13 protein-coding genes and 1 pseudogene are annotated in these 15,481 nt (G+C 62.1%); 4 read left to right on the top strand and 10 right to left on the bottom strand.

Features of this window, described 5'->3' with window-relative positions; genetic code table 11:
• On the top strand, positions 1 to 684 hold a 684-nt coding region (locus AC1Q64_RS22895; protein WP_492252921.1), incomplete at its 5' end, for a DUF4113 domain-containing protein.
• 328 nt (positions 685 to 1,012) lie between these two features.
• Here the strand turns inward: AC1Q64_RS22895 and AC1Q64_RS22890 are convergent.
• Positions 1,013 to 1,966, bottom strand: a pseudogene (locus AC1Q64_RS22890) (IS5 family transposase); the annotation flags it as partial.
• A 183-nt stretch (positions 1,967 to 2,149) separates the two neighbouring features.
• On the opposite strand from AC1Q64_RS22890, the gene AC1Q64_RS22885 reads away from it, so the two are divergent.
• The 3 genes from AC1Q64_RS22885 to AC1Q64_RS22875 all read left to right on the top strand — a co-directional run bounded on the left by AC1Q64_RS22885 (position 2,150) and on the right by AC1Q64_RS22875 (position 3,681).
• On the top strand, positions 2,150 to 2,602 hold the full coding sequence (locus AC1Q64_RS22885; RefSeq protein WP_056419573.1) for a PaaI family thioesterase: 453 nt from the start codon (positions 2,150 to 2,152) through the stop codon (positions 2,600 to 2,602).
• Between the two features lie 233 nt (positions 2,603 to 2,835).
• Positions 2,836 to 3,159, top strand: a complete 324-nt coding sequence (locus AC1Q64_RS22880; RefSeq protein ID WP_082493245.1) for a heavy-metal-associated domain-containing protein — start codon at positions 2,836 to 2,838, stop codon at positions 3,157 to 3,159.
• An 18-nt stretch (positions 3,160 to 3,177) separates the two neighbouring features.
• Positions 3,178 to 3,681 (top strand): hypothetical protein, encoded by a 504-nt coding sequence (locus tag AC1Q64_RS22875; protein ID WP_015012969.1) that lies wholly within the window; start codon positions 3,178 to 3,180, stop codon positions 3,679 to 3,681.
• 75 nt (positions 3,682 to 3,756) lie between these two features.
• Here the strand turns inward: AC1Q64_RS22875 and AC1Q64_RS22870 are convergent, their stop codons facing one another.
• The 9 genes from AC1Q64_RS22870 to AC1Q64_RS22830 all read right to left on the bottom strand — a co-directional run bounded on the left by AC1Q64_RS22870 (position 3,757) and on the right by AC1Q64_RS22830 (position 15,387).
• The gene (locus AC1Q64_RS22870; protein ID WP_056419579.1) at positions 3,757 to 4,686 is read right to left on the bottom strand and encodes a sensor domain-containing diguanylate cyclase; all 930 of its coding nucleotides are present in this window, start codon (positions 4,684 to 4,686) and stop codon (positions 3,757 to 3,759) included.
• 21 nt (positions 4,687 to 4,707) lie between these two features.
• On the bottom strand, positions 4,708 to 5,652 hold the full coding sequence (locus AC1Q64_RS22865; protein ID WP_231940667.1) for an alpha/beta fold hydrolase: 945 nt from the start codon (positions 5,650 to 5,652) through the stop codon (positions 4,708 to 4,710).
• An 8-nt stretch (positions 5,653 to 5,660) separates the two neighbouring features.
• A complete protein-coding gene (locus AC1Q64_RS22860) occupies positions 5,661 to 8,807 on the bottom strand; it encodes an efflux RND transporter permease subunit (protein ID WP_492252920.1) in 3,147 nt (1,048 codons plus the stop codon).
• Positions 8,804 to 10,315: an efflux RND transporter periplasmic adaptor subunit gene (locus AC1Q64_RS22855; RefSeq protein WP_492252919.1), complete on the bottom strand. Its 1,512-nt coding sequence runs from the start codon at positions 10,313 to 10,315 to the stop codon at positions 8,804 to 8,806. The genes AC1Q64_RS22860 and AC1Q64_RS22855 overlap by 4 nt, the downstream gene beginning before the upstream one ends.
• A 12-nt stretch (positions 10,316 to 10,327) precedes the next feature.
• Positions 10,328 to 11,653: a TolC family protein gene (locus AC1Q64_RS22850; RefSeq protein ID WP_492252918.1), complete on the bottom strand. Its 1,326-nt coding sequence runs from the start codon at positions 11,651 to 11,653 to the stop codon at positions 10,328 to 10,330.
• A 75-nt stretch (positions 11,654 to 11,728) separates the two neighbouring features.
• The gene (locus AC1Q64_RS22845; RefSeq protein ID WP_343736092.1) at positions 11,729 to 12,184 is read right to left on the bottom strand and encodes a hypothetical protein; all 456 of its coding nucleotides are present in this window, start codon (positions 12,182 to 12,184) and stop codon (positions 11,729 to 11,731) included.
• 69 nt (positions 12,185 to 12,253) lie between these two features.
• A complete protein-coding gene (locus AC1Q64_RS22840; RefSeq protein ID WP_343736091.1) occupies positions 12,254 to 14,542 on the bottom strand; it encodes a heavy metal translocating P-type ATPase in 2,289 nt (762 codons plus the stop codon).
• Between the two features lie 119 nt (positions 14,543 to 14,661).
• Complete coding sequence (locus AC1Q64_RS22835) at positions 14,662 to 14,901, bottom strand: DUF2933 domain-containing protein (protein ID WP_015012930.1); 240 nt, start codon at positions 14,899 to 14,901, stop codon at positions 14,662 to 14,664.
• A gap of 213 nt (positions 14,902 to 15,114) precedes the next feature.
• Positions 15,115 to 15,387 (bottom strand): hypothetical protein, encoded by a 273-nt coding sequence (locus AC1Q64_RS22830; protein ID WP_015012929.1) that lies wholly within the window; start codon positions 15,385 to 15,387, stop codon positions 15,115 to 15,117.
• Positions 15,388 to 15,481 lie beyond the last annotated feature (94 nt).

The raw sequence follows: 15,481 nt of genomic DNA, 5'->3' as shown, positions 1-15,481 counted from the left end.
GGGGTGCATACGGTCCTGGACCTGGCCCGGCTGGACCCAGCCATGGTGCGCAGGCGCTGGAGCGTGGTGCTGGAGCGCACGGTGCGTGAGCTGCAGGGCATGCAGTGCATAGATCTGGATGACGCGCCTGAGCCCAAAAGAGAGATTGCCTGCACCCGATCATTCGGCCAGGCGGTGACCGAGCTGCCGCCGCTGGTGGAGGCCGTGAGCGAGTTCGCCAGCCGTGCGGCCGAGAAGTTGCGCAAGCAAGGGAGCCTGGCAAGCCAGCTGCTGGTGTTCTGCCACACCTCACCTTTCCGACCCGGACCCCGATTCAACCGCAGCATCGTGGTGCCACTGCGCCGGCCTACGGCTGACACGGGAAAGCTGGTGTGGGCGGCTGTAGCTGGCATGCGCCGCATGTACGAGCCTGGGTACAAGATGGCCAAGGCAGGGGTGATGCTGCTGGACCTGGTGCCGGGCAATGCGCTGCAGGGAGAGCTGGATCTGGAGGATGAAGACCACCGGGACCGCACCCAGCTGATGGTGGCTTTGGATGCGCTCAACCAGCGCTATGGCAAGGGCACCGTGCATTCAGGTGCCACGGGGGGCACCAACAAGGGCAAGGGCTGGGGGATGAAGCAGGAGAGGCGAACGCCGCAGTACACGACGCGGTGGGAGGATGTGCCGGTGGCGCGGGCCTGAGAGTGGCGGCGCTCGCACGCTGGAGATCTGTTTTGCAGCGGTTGCCGTCGCTCGTCCTGCCGCTATGGAAGTCCGCTGACGATCTCTCATCGGTCGTTCGGAGTAGTGGGCCATATTTTTGGATGGAGATAGAGAACACCAATCTATTAGCTCCTCACATGGCTTGCGCTTTCAAGCCAGCTTAAGGCAATGCTGAACAAGTAACGTCATATCCATCGCAAAGCCATTTGAATGCCAAATGGCCCGCAAAGATACTGTGCTTTGCCCCACAGGGCCTGTTTCGGGAGCCTTTGAGCCCCCTTCGGACCCTTACGGGCACATGTCCCTGCAGGCGCCCTCGGGCAAGGTAGATGTTGGCCAGCGCCAAGGCCGTGAACGCACGCGTGGCGTTCTTTTGCAGCCCGCGATAGCGCACCTTGGTGAATCCCCACAGGCGCTTTACCACCGCAAAGACATGCTCGACCCGAGCGCGCACCCGTGACTTGTTGCGGTTCTTGGCCCGCTGAACTTCGTCCACCTCGCCCGCACGGCGGGTGCGCTGGTTGGTGAAGTCCTTGGCCCTGGGGGCTTTGCTCGCTATCAGTGTTTTCTGGCCGGCGTAGGCCGAGTCGCCGTACACGCGCTGTTCGTTGCCATGCAGCAGATCGGGCAGCGGATGTTTGTCGTGCACGTTGGCCGCCGTCACCACAGCGCTGTGCGCCAGCCCGCTTTGACTGTCCACGCCAATGTGCAGCTTCATGCCGAAATACCATTGCTGGCCTTTGCGAGTCTGATGCATGTCGGGGTCACGCGCCTTGTCGGCGTTCTTGGTAGAACTGGGCGCTGCGATGATGGTGGCATCCACGATGGTTCCGGTATTGACCTTGAAGCCCCGCTCCTGCAATTGCTGGCCTACCTTGGCGAACAAGGCTTCGCCCAGTTTGTGCTCATGGAGCAGTTTGCGCAACTTCAGCAGCGTGGTGGCATCGGGCACGCGTTCGCGACCCAGGTCAATGCCCACAAAGCGGCGCAGACTGGCGCTGTCATACAGGGCCTGCTCGCACGCCAGATCGGCCAGGTTGAACCAGTGTTGCAGGAAATGGATGCGCAGCATCCGCTCCAGGCCAATGGGCGGGCGGCCATTGCCTGCCTTGGGGTAGTGCGGCTCTATCACCTGACACAGAGCGGCCCATGGCACTATTGTCTGCATGGTCCGCAAGAAATCTTCGCGTCGGGTGGGTTTGCGCGAATGCTCGAATCCGTTGTCTTGATCTGCGGCCATTGCCAGGGTCTGCTGCTTCATCTGCGGATAACGTTTGACCCCCATCAACGGTGGACCTTAATCAGCGTTGCCCTAACTATCGAACCTTCATTCGAGAAATCCCCTGCCGCAAGTGTCTTGGATGCAAGGTTGGACGCATCCTGAATGTACATTTGGACGAGCCCTCAATGTACATTTGGACGGTAAACGCACCATTGCTTTCCCATGCATAGTCCGACCATCCCGTTTCGCCTAGTCTCCACTCAGCGCGAAGAGCAATTGGCTCAATTCAACGCCAGGAAAGAAATTGCTTGGTTTGGGTTTAGGGGGGCGTTCAAAGAGCCAGGCTTGGCGATCATCAATTTCACCAAAATCGAATCTGGCCTTCAGGGAGGTGGAGGAACCTCCGCAATCAATGGCGGTGTTATCGCCGCAGGTTTTGATGCAGCCTTCGTGCTTGCCGGTTTGGGTCACTACGATTCCAAGGTCGTCGTCACTCTGGAGTTGTCGGTCAAATTTTTGTCCCTTGCACTTGTCAACGAGTCGCTTGCATTCCAAGCGCATGTGGTTCGATCTGCTAAAAACTTCTCGTTCGCCGAGGGCTTTCTCTCTCAGGCAGGTACAGGGCCAGCCCAGCATTTGGCAATTGCCACCGCTATGGTGGCGCCTGCGCGCTAGGCACGCGGCGGGAATGCGCAAGGCGCCAAAGGTGTCCTTCCCCTCGGCTGAGATGGAGATTTTCGACGGTCGTTCACCCAAGGCGCGAGCGTTCTAACTCGTAGAGACACCACCAGCAATGGGCTCGTTTGCTGCTTTCCGAGCTTATATGCCGATTGAATTCCGTGAGGCCTTGACCTTCCCACCGTGGCAAGGTTCATAGTCAAAACGTGAATCAACCAAAGGAGGCTCACATGGTCCATATCAATGTTCCTGATATGACGTGCGGCACTTGCGCCCAGCGCATTGGTCGTGCAATAGCTCAGGCCCAACTGCCTGGGGGCGTCGAAGTAGAAATCGACGTAGCTACACGTCAGGTACGCATCCCGGCGCAAGCCGGAGAAAGCACCGTGGAGCTTGTCCGCTCAGCGATTGAGCGTGCTGGATATAAAGCAGACGCGGCGGTGAGTCCTGCATCTCGCCGAACAACCGGTGGCTGCTGCTGTGCGTCTCGGCCCGTAGCCCCTGTTGACGTGGATCAAGACGGTGCAAGGCAGACGTCGTCATGCTGCAGTTGAACTACCAAGGAGACCATCATGCGTCTGAACATCGTCGCTGGGCTGTTGACAACCCTATTCGTGGCAGGCTGTGCCGTCGCGCAATCGCCAAAACCTGAGGACGAACACGCAGGCCACCACCCCGGAGATGCACAGAGCGGCGGCGTCACAACCCAGTCTGCCCCGGCAGCCACTGCCGCGTCTGCACCGGACGCCTTTGATCGTCAGATGAAGGCGATGCAGGAAATGCACAAAAAAATGCAGGCGGCCAAGACTCCCGCCGAACGCTCAGCGCTGATGGAGGAGCACATGAAGCTCATGCAGTCAGGCATGGCCACGATGGGCGCGGGTAGTTCTGGTGGCATGGGGATGGGAATGATGCAGCAAGGGGCGCAGACCAAACCTGCCATGCCTGCAGCCTCCGGAAACTCGGGTATGGGAGGCATGATGGGCATGCACGCTCAAATGGAGCGCCGTATGGCCATGATGGAGCAGATGATGCAAATGATGGTGGACCGCCAAGCAGCCATGCCATCCAAGTAGTCTCACCGCGAACGTTCTTTGCGGGGGAAGCTATCACTATTCCAAACGCTGGTGAGCTGCGCGAGGCTGGGTGACTCAGTCACTAACCACTGTGCAGTTGCGCCCGAGCGCCTTTGCCCTGTAAACAGCTTCATCAGAGCGTTTTAGCAGCCGGGCGAGGAAATCCGCTCCGGTTTGGTGTACTGCACATGCCAGCCCGACACTGACCGTTACTGGCCCCGCCAATGAGCGAACCCGTCTGGCGCATTTGTGCACCCGCTCCGCGATTCGGGCAGCGGCTTCTGCGTCCGCATCAGGTAACCAGAGGACGAATTCTTCCCCGCCGTATCGCGCCACCAGGTCCGAACCACGGGCGCCTGCCTGTAACTGGCGAGCAAAGTTCACCAGCACCCGGTCGCCCTCGGGATGGCCATGCGCATCGTTGATCCGTTTGAAGTAGTCCACGTCCACCATCAACAACGACACGGAACTCTGTCGAGAGGCCGTCCGTTGCCACTCTTGCACGGTCAATTCCAGCGCACGGCGGTTTTTAAGACCTGTAAGCGGATCAGAGAGACTCAGTTCCGAAAGCTGGCGATTCTGCAATTCAACCTGTTCATTGCTGGCGGCCAAGCGCTGGGCAAGACCCTGGGCCTCTGCACGGGCCTTGATCAACTCGCCTTCGAAACGGCTGCGTTCGCGGGCCACAAAAAAGGCCCATACGATGTGGTCGCCCGTCTCCAGGCGCTTGCTGACCGCATTGACCATGACAGGAACAGTCTCGCCGCCAACACCGCGCAGGTGGAGGAATACTTCGCGCGCACTCTTGGCGTGATGCAGCGTGGGAAACAGGTGGGTCTGGCTGAAAATTCGAGAAGCTGGTGTCAACAGTTCATCCATGGAGTGGCCGAGCCAAAACGCCTCCGTGCCCCCGATCAGGACAAGGAACTCCCTGTTCATCCGCACGATGTGCCCCACCGGGTCCGTGATCATCATCGCGCAAGGGATGTCATCAACCGCCAGCATGTTCCGCCCTCTCGGTTTCGCTCACGCTAAGGAGAGATATCGCTGCATGGCGGCCGTCACCAAGTGCGGATGACTCATGTGGGCGCAGTGTCCGGTCACGTCCAGCACTTCCAGCGTGCTGTCCCTGAGCTTCTTGTGCATGTATTCCCCCACCGAATGGGGCGCCAACGCATCGTTGCCATGCTGCAAGATCAGACTCGGCCGGGTCACGCGTGACAGCTCCTCTCTGGTATCCGCAAAGAAGGTTGCCTGCGCAAAGATACGAGCCATCGTAGGATCGGTTGAGCAGAAACTCTCGGACAGCTCTCCGCCCAGACTGTCTGCCTGCGGCGCTCCCGCCACAATGGGTGCGAGGTAGCTGGACCAGCCCATGAAGTTCTGGTCCATGAGGTCCAATAGGCCCTCCAAATCCTGGCGCTCGAACCCTCCAAGGTAGTCCGGAGCGTGATTGATGTAGCAAGGCGACGGGCCGACCAGAATCAGGCGATCAAAAAGCATAGGTCGCTCGATGGAGGCCAGCAGGCCGATGCTGGCGCTGACCGAATGTCCAACAAAATGCACTCCGCGCTCGATGCCCAATGCGTCGCATACATCCAGCAGATCTTGCACGTAGCCTTTCAGACTTGCGTACTTCACGGGGTCAAAGGCGGCCAAGTCTGATTGGCCGCAGCCGACGTAGTCGAACAAGACCTGGTGGCACTTACCTTCAAAGGCCGGAGTGATGTGTCGCCACATATGCTGGCTACACCCAAAGCCGTGCGCATAGACGAGCACGGGGACGTCCGGGCGAATTGCATCGATCACATGCACGTTGTTGCGCTTACGAATTTCCACTGTTGTTCTTTCCGGGCGGTCAGTCCGCAGATTTTGCACGCCTGACGCTTGCACCGTGCGCAAAATAGCATGCAAGCGTGCGCGATTGGGAGTGAGAAACAACTGGTTTATCGCTAGCACCAGCTTGCGCAACGCAGCGTTCAGCCTCCAGATGCCTCTGTTTTCACTCTCCTTGGCTTTCGCATCAGCACATAGGCTGCAGGAATCACGAACAAAGAAAGCAGCGGTGCGGTCACCATACCGCCCAGCATGGGAGCCGCGATGCGGCTCATGACCTCCGAGCCTGTCCCGCTGCTCCACACGATGGGTACCAGGCCCGCCAGGATGACGGCTACGGTCATGGCCTTGGGCCGGACGCGCAGCACGGCACCTTCGCGGATCGCGTCCAGCAGATCTTCCAGCGTGGGCTGCTTGCCGTCTGGACATCTCTCTGCGAGTGCCTGCTTGAGGTAGATGAGCATGACCACCCCAAACTCTGCTGCCACCCCTGCCAGGGCAATGAAGCCAACGCCCGTTGCGATGGACAAGTTGTAGTTCATCAGGTACAGGAACCAGATACCCCCGGTCAATGCGAACGGCAGTGTCGCCATGATCAGTCCTGCCTCCCCCATGCGTGAGAAGGTCAAGTACAACAACACGAAGATGATCAGCAAGGTGGCGGGCACGACTACCTTAAGGCGGGCATTGGCCCGCTCCAGGTACTCGAACTGGCCTGAGTACGTGATGCTGACCCCGGGCTCCAGCTTGATCTGTCGGCTCACGGCATCGCGCAGGTCATTGGCCACCGATGCCAGATCGCGCCCCCGCACATCGACATACACCCAGCCCGATGGGCGGGCGTTCTCGCTCTTGAGCATGGGCGGCCCATCGGTGATGGAGATGCTGGCCACCGTACCCAGCGTGATCTGCTGACCCATGGGGGTGGAGATGGGCAACTGGGCCAGGCGTTCTGGGGAGTCTCTCCATTCACGCGGATAGCGCAGGTTGATTGGGAAGCGGGCCAGGCCCTCGACCGTTTCAGAGACGTTTTCTCCACCGATGGCCCCGGAGACCACGGCCTGGATTTCGCTTACGTTCAGCCCGTAGCGCCCTGCGGCCGTGCGGTCGATGCGGACATCGACGTAGCGCCCCCCCGTCAGGCGCTCTGCCAACGACGAAGTCACTCCCGGAATGCCCTTGGCGACCTGCTCGACTTGGGCAGCGATCCCGTCGATCACCTTCAGGTCGTTGCCGGTCACCTTGACCCCGATGGGACTCTTGATGCCGGTGGCCAGCATGTCAATCCGGTTGCGGATGGGTGGAATCCAGATGTTGGACAGGCCAGGAATCTTGACGGCCTTGTCCAGCTCCTCGATCAGACCCTCGGGCGTCATTCCTGGACGCCATTGGTCTCTGGGCTTGAGCTTCACCGTGGTCTCGAACATTTCCAGCGGTGCCGGATCGGTTGCGGTCTCCGCGCGGCCAGCCTTGCCGAAGACGCGCTCGACCTCGGGAACCGTCTTGATCATCCGGTTGCTCAGTTGCAGAAGCTCCGTCGCCCGCTGTGCCGACAGGCCCGGGAGCGCCGAAGGCATGTACAGCAGATCGCCTTCATCGAGCCTGGGCAGGAACTCGCCCCCCAGCCGCGACAGGGGCCAGATCGTGGTCGTCAGCGCCAGCACGGCGATGACCAGTGTGGATTTGGGGCGGTGCAGAACCCATTCCAGGCAAGGCCGGTACACGGCAATCAGCGCGCGCGTGATCGGGTTCTTCTGCTCATCGGGGATGCGGCCCCGGATCCAGTAGCCCATCAGGACCGGAATCAGCGTGACCGAGAGACCCGCTGCTGCTGCCATCGCGTAGGTCTTGGTGAACGCCAGCGGTCCGAACAGGCGGCCTTCCTGTGCTTCCAGCGTGAAGACGGGCACGAAGGACAAGGTGATGATGAGCAGCGAGAAGAACAGCGCGGGGCCCACCTCCTCGGCAGCTTCAGTGATCACCTTCCAGCGCTCTTCCCCCACCAGTTGGCGGTCGGGATGCTTGTGCTGCCAGGCCTCCAGCTTCTTGTGGGCGTTCTCGATCATCACCACGGCCGCATCGACCATGGCGCCCACGGCAATCGCAATCCCGCCCAGCGACATGATGTTGGCGTTGATGCCCTGGTAGCGCATCACCAGAAACGCCGCCATGATCCCCAGAGGCAGAGAAATGATCGCGACCAGCGCGGAGCGCAGGTGCCAGAGGAACAAGGCACAGACCACAGCCACCACGACGAACTCCTCCACGAGTTTGGTGGTGAGGTTCTGGATCGCCCGCTCAATGAGTGCGCCGCGGTCGTAGGTGGTGACGATTTCCACGCCCTGGGGCAGGCTGCTTTGCAGCTCACTGAGCTTGGCCTTGACGGCTTTGATGGTTTCCTGGGCATTCTTGCCCGAGCGCAGGACCACCACGCCACCGGCCACCTCGCCCTCGCCGTCGAGTTCGGCGATGCCGCGCCGCATCTCTGGCCCGATCTGGAGCGTTGCAACATCGCCCAGGCGCACCGGAATCCCGGCGCGAGACACCAGCGGGATGGAACGAAAGTCATCGAGCGTCTTGAGGTAGCCGCTGGCGCGCACCATGTACTCGGCCCCGGACAACTCCAGCACCGATCCCCCGGTTTCCTGGTTGGCTCCCAGGATGGCCTCGCGCACCTGCCCCTGGGTCAGCCCTTGGGCTGCGAGTTTGATTGGATCAAGCACTACCTGGTACTGCTTGACCATGCCGCCCACCGACGCCACTTCCGCGACATTGGGCAGGCTCTTGAGTTCGAACTTCAGAAACCAGTCCTGCAGGGCCCGCAACTGGGCGAGATCGTTCTTGCCGGTGCGGTCCACCAGCGCATATTGGTAGATCCAGCCGACCCCCGTGGCGTCGGGGCCGAGCGACGATTTGGCCGTGGCGGGTAGTCGTCCCTGCACCTGGTTCATGTACTCCAGCACGCGGGAACGCGCCCAGTACAAGTCCGTGCCGTCCTCGAACAGGATGTAGACAAACGAGTCGCCAAAGAACGAGAAGCCGCGCACTGTCTTGGCGCCCGGGACGGACAGCATGGTGGTGGCCAGCGGGTACGTCACCTGGTTTTCCACGATCTGCGGCGCCTGGCCGGGATAGGAGGTACGGATGATGACCTGGACATCCGACAAATCAGGGAGAGCGTCCACGGGGGTGCTGCGCACTCCCCACACGCCCCAGGCGGTCAGCATGACAGTCGCCAGCAGAACCAGGAATCGGTTCGCCACCGACCAGCGGATCAGACGCGCGATCATGGCTTGACCCTTTCCACGGAGGTGATCACGAAGTCCTTGCCTTGCTGCTGGAAGGTGAACCTGACCTGCTGCTCGGGTTTCAGGGCCTTGGCCAGCTCTGGGCTCGCCAGCTTGAATGGCATGGTCATGCCGGGCCACTTCAGCTCAGGCACGGCCTCATGGGTCAGGGTCAGCTCGGTGGGTGTGACCTCATCGACCACGCCCCGCACGGTATAGCTCTTGGGCGCTGGCGCAGCGGCGGGCACGGCACCCGGCTCACTGGGAGGCTGCGCGCTGCTGGCTTGTGCGGGCATGATGCCCCGCAGGCTGGCTTCCGAATCGATCAGGAACTGTGCCGAGGCGACCACCTGTTGCCCTGCGGTCAGCCCGCCTTGAACGACGAGGCGGTCATCGATTTCCGCGCCGAGTTGCACCTGGACGGGGTGGTACTTCCCGGGGCCATCCACCACGTAGACCAGCGCCCGCTTGCCGGTGCGGATCACCGCTTCGCTGGGCACCAGCAACGCCGGTTGGGTGCGTCCCGCCAGGACAATCTGCCCGGACATGCCCGCCTTCAGCCGCTGGGTGGGGTTGGGAAGCTCCAGGCGCACGCGCACCGTGCGGGTGTCCCGGTTGGCCTCCGGGAGGATGCTCACGACACGGGCTTTGAGGGTTTCGCCCGGAAACGCGGCCAGGCGCACCTGGGCGTCCTGCCCCAGTTGCAAGGGACCGCTTTGCGCTTCGGGAACGGCCGCTTCGATCCAGACGCTGGCCAGACCGTTTACGCGTACGAGACTGGCACCCGCAGAGACCGTCATGCCCTGGCGCACCATCAGTTCGGCCACCATCCCTGCTTGTGGGAAGGTCACCGTGTAGCGGCCCTGAGGTTCGCCCGTGCGCTCCACCTGGGCCACGAGCGAGGCAGGCATGCCCAGCAGTGACAACCGATGACGCGAAGCGGCCGTCAGCGACTCTTCCTTGAGCGCCCGGACAGCGAGGAACTCGCGCTGCGCAGCCACCCACTCAGGCAGCAGTAAATCGGCCAATGGCGCGCCTGCGGCCACCACGTCACCCGGGGCCCGGGCATAGACACGCTCCACAAATCCTGCAGAACGCGCCTGGACGATACTCACATCCCGGTCATTGAGCTGGACCGTGCCCAGCACGTCCACATCGGATCCAATGTCGCGCTGCTCCACCGTGGCGGTGCGCAGGCCGAGGGCTTGCACCGCTTGTGCCGAGACATTCAAACCGGTGCTTTGTTGTGCGTCCTCATCGGCGTACTTGGGAACCAGCGCCATGTCCATGTAGGGCGACTTGCCTGGCTTGTCGAACTTCTGCGTTGGCACCATGGGGTCGTACCAGTACAGCACCTTGCGGTCGGCCTTCGCCGCTTCTGCCGATGGAGGGGTAGCGCCAGATGGATGACTGCTCGCAATGCGCCATTGGGAGACGCCCCAACCGAGGGCAATGCCAGCAGCCACCAGTGCCACGGCCACAGTGGTCTTCTTGAAAACGGTATTGGTCATGTGGTTCTCCCTTCAGTCCGCGATCAGGCTGTTCAGACGGGCAATCACGGTGTCCCGCTGCGCCTGCAGATCAATGAGCCGCCAGTGCGTCTCCCGCACTTGGGCCCTGGCCGCCAGCACGGCGCTCAAGTCGCCTTTGGCAGACTGGTAATTGGCCAACGCGAGTTCGGCACGCCCCTGTGCCAAGCCCATGCCCGCCGATTGCAGCCGCTCGATCTGACTGTTCAGTGCCGCCAGCTCTGAGGCGCTGTCCTCCAGCTCCTGCAGGTGCCTGCGGGTCACGTCTTCCTGCTCGGCGTCCAGGCGCTGCAGCTCCAGCTGCTTGGCCTTGATCTGGGGTCCCTGGCGCCGCTCCTGTTGCCAGGGAAGGTCAAAGGTCACCTGGAAGGACACCATGTCGCCCCAGCGTCGGTCGCGGCGGCTGTAGGCGACTTCCCAGGACCAATCACCCTTGGTTTCTGCTTGGGCTTCGCGCGTTTCCGCCAAGGCCATGGCCTGCATGGCGGGGTACTGCGCAAGTTCCGCGTGGCGGTGTACCTCAGACCGCAGTTGATCCAAGGGGCGGCTCAGCGGCCCAGGAGTTCCCTGTAGCGCCTCGTCGGCGCGAGCGCCAACCCAGCGCCGCAACATCGCCCTGGCCTTGGATCGGTCCCGCTGCAGATCGTCCCTGCGATCCGACAGCGCAAGCGCCTCCTGCCTGGCCATCAGCAGGTCTGCGGCCTGGGCCGTGCCTCCGGCGATGCGGGCGGGCAGGCTGTCCTGCAGGCGCTGGTTCTCACTCAGTAGACCGGTGAGTACCTGGTCACGTTGCTCGATAGCCTGGGCCAGGATCCACGCTTGACTCAGTTCCTGGCGGATCTGCAGGCGCTGGACCGCCAGGGTGGCGCGTTCGCGTTCCACCTTGGCCTCGGCACCGGCGATCTGGGCATCGCGCTTGGCCCGGTTGGGCACCTCCTGCATCAGCGCCAGGCGCTGCATGGTCATGGACTCACGCGTGAGGCTGAAGCGGTCCATGCCGCTGATGGGAAAGTTCTCGATACCGACCGAGAGCTTGGGATCCGGCAGCGTTCCCGCCGCCTGCCGGGTGCTGGTGGCTGCGTCAATCTGCAGCCGCTGGGCCGTGATGCGAGGGCTGTGCTGCTCCGCCAGATCCAAGGCCTCTGCAAAGCCCAGGGCGTGGGCCTGGTTGCCAGCCAAGCCGATGCTGGTCAACAGGACCCCGAGAGCGCCCAGGCGCAGTTGGCGGAGGTTGCGCACCTGTATGCGCTGCGAGATGGAGTGAATGCGCTGGTGCGCAGACAGGCGCTCGCAGGGAGCGCCGAAGGAGATGATGGGCATGGTGGTCCTCGAAATGAAGGGGCACGAAGTCAGACTTGCGCAAACGCTGCAAGGCAGCGCGCAAGGCGTGCACGATCAATTCCGAAAGACCTGATGGGTTAGATAGATGGGGGGAGCGCCCGCTCGACTGTCCAGCTCCGCGTAGACAGCCCGAGGGTCAATGTGGCGCTCGGAGTCCAGGATCACAGGCAGCACATAGGCGACCCAGATGGCGTGCGCCGCGAGCGCCTGCAGATCGAGACCTTGGAGCGAGGGGGAGGACAAACTTTCGCCATCACAATGGGCTCGACACAGCTGAGGATCTTGCTCATCCATGGTACCCGCCATCGCGTGGCAATCGGGCATGGAGGGCATGCCGACGGCATCTTCCATGGCCATGCCCGCTTTTTGCATCAACGTTGCATGGGCTGCGGAGTCCAGCTTTGGACAGGCATAGGCGGCCAACGCGAACTGCATCAGAAGCAATGCCGCGACCAGAACGCTGGCTATCCAGCGTCCTTGGCGCGATACGGTGCTTCTGGCGAAGATCATGGTGCGAATGGTATCCCCAGCGGTGGCCACGGACTTAACCTAGATCAAATCCGTGCAGACCGGCCTTCCTCAGCCCTTGCGAAGCCGCAGGGCGTTGGCAATGACAGACGCCGAGCTCAGACTCATCGCCAGCGCTGCGATCATGGGCGATAGCAGCCATCCGGTGAAGGGGTACAGCAGCCCTGCGGCAAGAGGGATGCCCAGCGCGTTATAGAGGAAGGCAAACATCAGGTTCTGCTTCATGTTGCCCACCGTTGCCTCCGACAGTTCCCGCGCCGTGGAAATCCCTCGCAGATCGCCCTTGACCAAGGTGACCTGTGCGCTGTTCATCGCCACATCGGTGCCAGTACCCATCGCGATCCCCACGTCTGCCTTGGCAAGGGCGGGCGCGTCATTGATCCCGTCACCCGCCATGGCAACAACACGGCCTTCGGCCTGCAGCCGGGACACCAAGGCCAGCTTGTCCGCAGGCTTGACCTCGCCATGAACCTCATCAATCCCCAGCTTTGCCCCCACCGCCTTGGCGGTGGTCATGCCGTCGCCCGTGGCCATGACAATGCGCAGCCCCGCCGCATGCAAGGTCGCCAGCGCTTCCGGCGTGCTGGCCTTGATGGCATCCGAGACCGCAAGCAGGCCTTGAAGCTGGCCATCGGCCGCCAGGTACATCACGCTGGCGCCTGTGGCGCGCAAGGCCTCTGCCTGCGCAAGCAGCGGGTTCGCAGAAACCCCGACCTGCTCCATGAGGACTGTGTTGCCCAGGGCGAGCTGGCGTCCAGCGACCTGTCCGCGCACCCCGATGCCAGACCCGGACTCAAAGTCCTCGGGCTTGTCCAGGGCCAGCCCCTTGGCGCGGGCCGCTTGGACAATGGCATCGGCCAGCGGATGCTCGCTGCCTTGATCCAGACTGGCTGCCAGGCGCAGAACCTCATCCTCGGACAGACCGGGCATGGCAACAACCCGCTCGAAGGAAGGCTTGCCCTCTGTGAGCGTGCCAGTCTTGTCCACGATCAGCGTGTCCACTTTGCGCAGGTTTTCGATGGCAGCGGCGTCCCGGAACAGCACGCCGCTGGTCGCGCCCCGGCCCGTGGCCACCATGATCGACATGGGGGTTGCCAAACCCAGTGCACAGGGACACGCAATGATCAGCACGGCCACAGCATTGACCAGGCCGTAGACCCAGCGTGGCTCCGGACCGAACAGGCCCCACGCGAACAGTGTGAGCAACGCGATACCCACCACGGCCATCACGAAATAGCCCGCCACCTGGTCCGCCATGCGCTGCATGGGAGCCCGTGAGCGCTGTGCCTGCGCAACCATCTGAACGATCTGGGACAGCATGGTGGCGGAGCCCACCCGCTCGGACCGGATCACCAGTGCCCCGTTGGTATTGAGCGTGGCACCGATGACGGCATCGCCAGGCCCCTTGACGATGGGCACCGGCTCGCCAGTGAGCATGGCTTCGTCCACCGCGCTGCTCCCCTCGACCACCACGCCATCCACCGGCACCTTCTCACCGGGACGTACGCGCAAGAGGTCTCCCACATGGACATGGGACAAGGGAACATCACTCTCCTGACCGTTGGCGTCGATACGCCGTGCGGTCTTGGGGGCCAGGCCCAGCAGCGATTTGATGGCGGCCGAGGTCTGCGAGCGTGCCTTCAGCTCCAGCATCTGGCCCAGCAGCGTGAGCGAGATGATGACAGCTGCGGCTTCGAAGTACACCGCCACGCGGCCCATGGCCTGGAACGAGGCTGGAAATACCCCAGGCGCCACGGTGGCAACCACGCTGTAGACAAATGCGGCGCCCGTGCCCAGGCCGATCAAGGTCCACATGTTGGGACTGCGGTTCGCGATGGACTGGGCACCACGCACAAAGAAGGGCCAGCCAGCCCACAGCACGATGGGTACCGTCAGCACCAGCTCAATCCAGCTCTGGGTGGCCATTTCGAACCACTGCAGCCTGTGCCCCACCATGGCCAGAACAGTGACCACCACGGTCAGTGGCAACGTCCACCAGAAGCGATGCCGGAAATCCACGAGTTCGGCGTTTTCTCCCTCATCCAGCGTGGGGAGCATGGGCTCCAGCGTCATGCCGCATTTGGGGCAGTTCCCGGGGTGGTCCTGCTGCACCTCAGGGTGCATGGGGCAGGTGTAGATGGTGCCGGGCTGAGTGGCTTCTGGCTCTCGCGCAACCTTGTCGGTACCGGGAGGCGTGACAGCGTACTTGTCCGGGTCCTCAACAAACTTCGTTTGGCACTTGGCGCTACAGAAGTAGTAGTGCCGCCCCTCATGCTCCGCCGAGTGATGCGATTGTTCCGTCACGTCCATACCGCAGACTGGATCTTTCAGTTTCGTCATGGGCGGCGGTGTATCCCCGTGGACCCCCTCATGATGCTGATGGCCATGGTGGGTGTGATCGTGCGGTTCCGCGTTGGACATGAATGGCCTCCCTGCAAATGTGTTGTGTGCCTGCAAGATTACTTTTTGCTCGAATCGCCTTCGTGAGAGCCGTGCCCCCCGTGCCCATGGAAGAGGTGCATCAACGGGCAAGCCAGCAAGAGCAGATACGGCCAGTAGCCCGCGATGTGCGACCAATGCTCCCTGAGCAAGAAGAATGCCCCGATGAGCGCAAGCATGATCACCGCGCCGATCAATTTGCGGCTGCCTCCGCTGGCGTTGGCAGCTTCTGAATGCCCTGTGGTGTGGTCGTGGTTCATGGCGATCTCCAAGAAGTGGTCATCGAGATGGTGATGGACCTTGGGGGAACGATAAGGGTTTACATGGTGGCAATGTCAAGCATGATCATCATCAATCCTTGACTTGCGTCACATGAATGGCGGTATGTCCAGGCGTTCAACTTTGATCGCAGCAATGCTCCCTTGCCGCCTTCCCTGGACGCTACGGGTGTTGCACCGCCTCGCCGGGGTGCGTCAACGTGTGCGGGTCGAGGGATTGCCGGAAGGAGCTGCAGATCGCGCAGCATCATCCTTGGCAGAGTCACCCGTGAGCATGCGGCCAGCGGCGTCCACCTTGACCATTCCCAGCCTCGGATGACTCCAGTAGCGTGCCGTTTCTTCCCCGACCTGCATCTTGACCGGCGATGCCTGGTCGCGTGCCTCGTTGCCAGCGGAAGCTGCGAAAGCAACTGCACAAGCCATCGACAGCGCCGCGACAACGGCGGGTGCAAAGATCTTTTTGAACATGGTCTTAACCCTCATCATGAGTCATTGAAACGTCAGCCAGGCTGACGGCCCCACGCGGTCCGATGGGCTCGGTGCGCGTCGTGACGAGGGGAAG

It is taken from the genome of Acidovorax sp. GW835-FHT14G06 (assembly GCF_058793595.1).
Note: the sequence above shows the minus strand (reverse complement) of the source record. Positions and strands in the feature narration are given on the sequence as shown.

Excerpts from the sequence above, each read along its gene's own strand:
- AC1Q64_RS22875 (WP_015012969.1), top strand. The coding sequence starts at position 3,178 with ATGCGTCTGAACATCGTCGCTGGGCTGTTGACAACCCTATTCGTGGCA.
- AC1Q64_RS22860 (WP_492252920.1), bottom strand. The coding sequence starts at position 8,807 with ATGATCGCGCGTCTGATCCGCTGGTCGGTGGCGAACCGATTCCTGGTT.
- AC1Q64_RS22840 (WP_343736091.1), bottom strand. The coding sequence starts at position 14,542 with ATGACGAAACTGAAAGATCCAGTCTGCGGTATGGACGTGACGGAACAA.
- AC1Q64_RS22870 (WP_056419579.1), bottom strand. The coding sequence starts at position 4,686 with ATGCTGGCGGTTGATGACATCCCTTGCGCGATGATGATCACGGACCCG.
- AC1Q64_RS22885 (WP_056419573.1), top strand. The coding sequence starts at position 2,150 with ATGCATAGTCCGACCATCCCGTTTCGCCTAGTCTCCACTCAGCGCGAA.
- AC1Q64_RS22830 (WP_015012929.1), bottom strand. The coding sequence starts at position 15,387 with ATGTTCAAAAAGATCTTTGCACCCGCCGTTGTCGCGGCGCTGTCGATG.
- AC1Q64_RS22845 (WP_343736092.1), bottom strand. The coding sequence starts at position 12,184 with ATGATCTTCGCCAGAAGCACCGTATCGCGCCAAGGACGCTGGATAGCC.
- AC1Q64_RS22855 (WP_492252919.1), bottom strand. The coding sequence starts at position 10,315 with ATGACCAATACCGTTTTCAAGAAGACCACTGTGGCCGTGGCACTGGTG.
- AC1Q64_RS22835 (WP_015012930.1), bottom strand. The coding sequence starts at position 14,901 with ATGAACCACGACCACACCACAGGGCATTCAGAAGCTGCCAACGCCAGC.
- AC1Q64_RS22880 (WP_082493245.1), top strand. The coding sequence starts at position 2,836 with ATGGTCCATATCAATGTTCCTGATATGACGTGCGGCACTTGCGCCCAG.
- AC1Q64_RS22850 (WP_492252918.1), bottom strand. The coding sequence starts at position 11,653 with ATGCCCATCATCTCCTTCGGCGCTCCCTGCGAGCGCCTGTCTGCGCAC.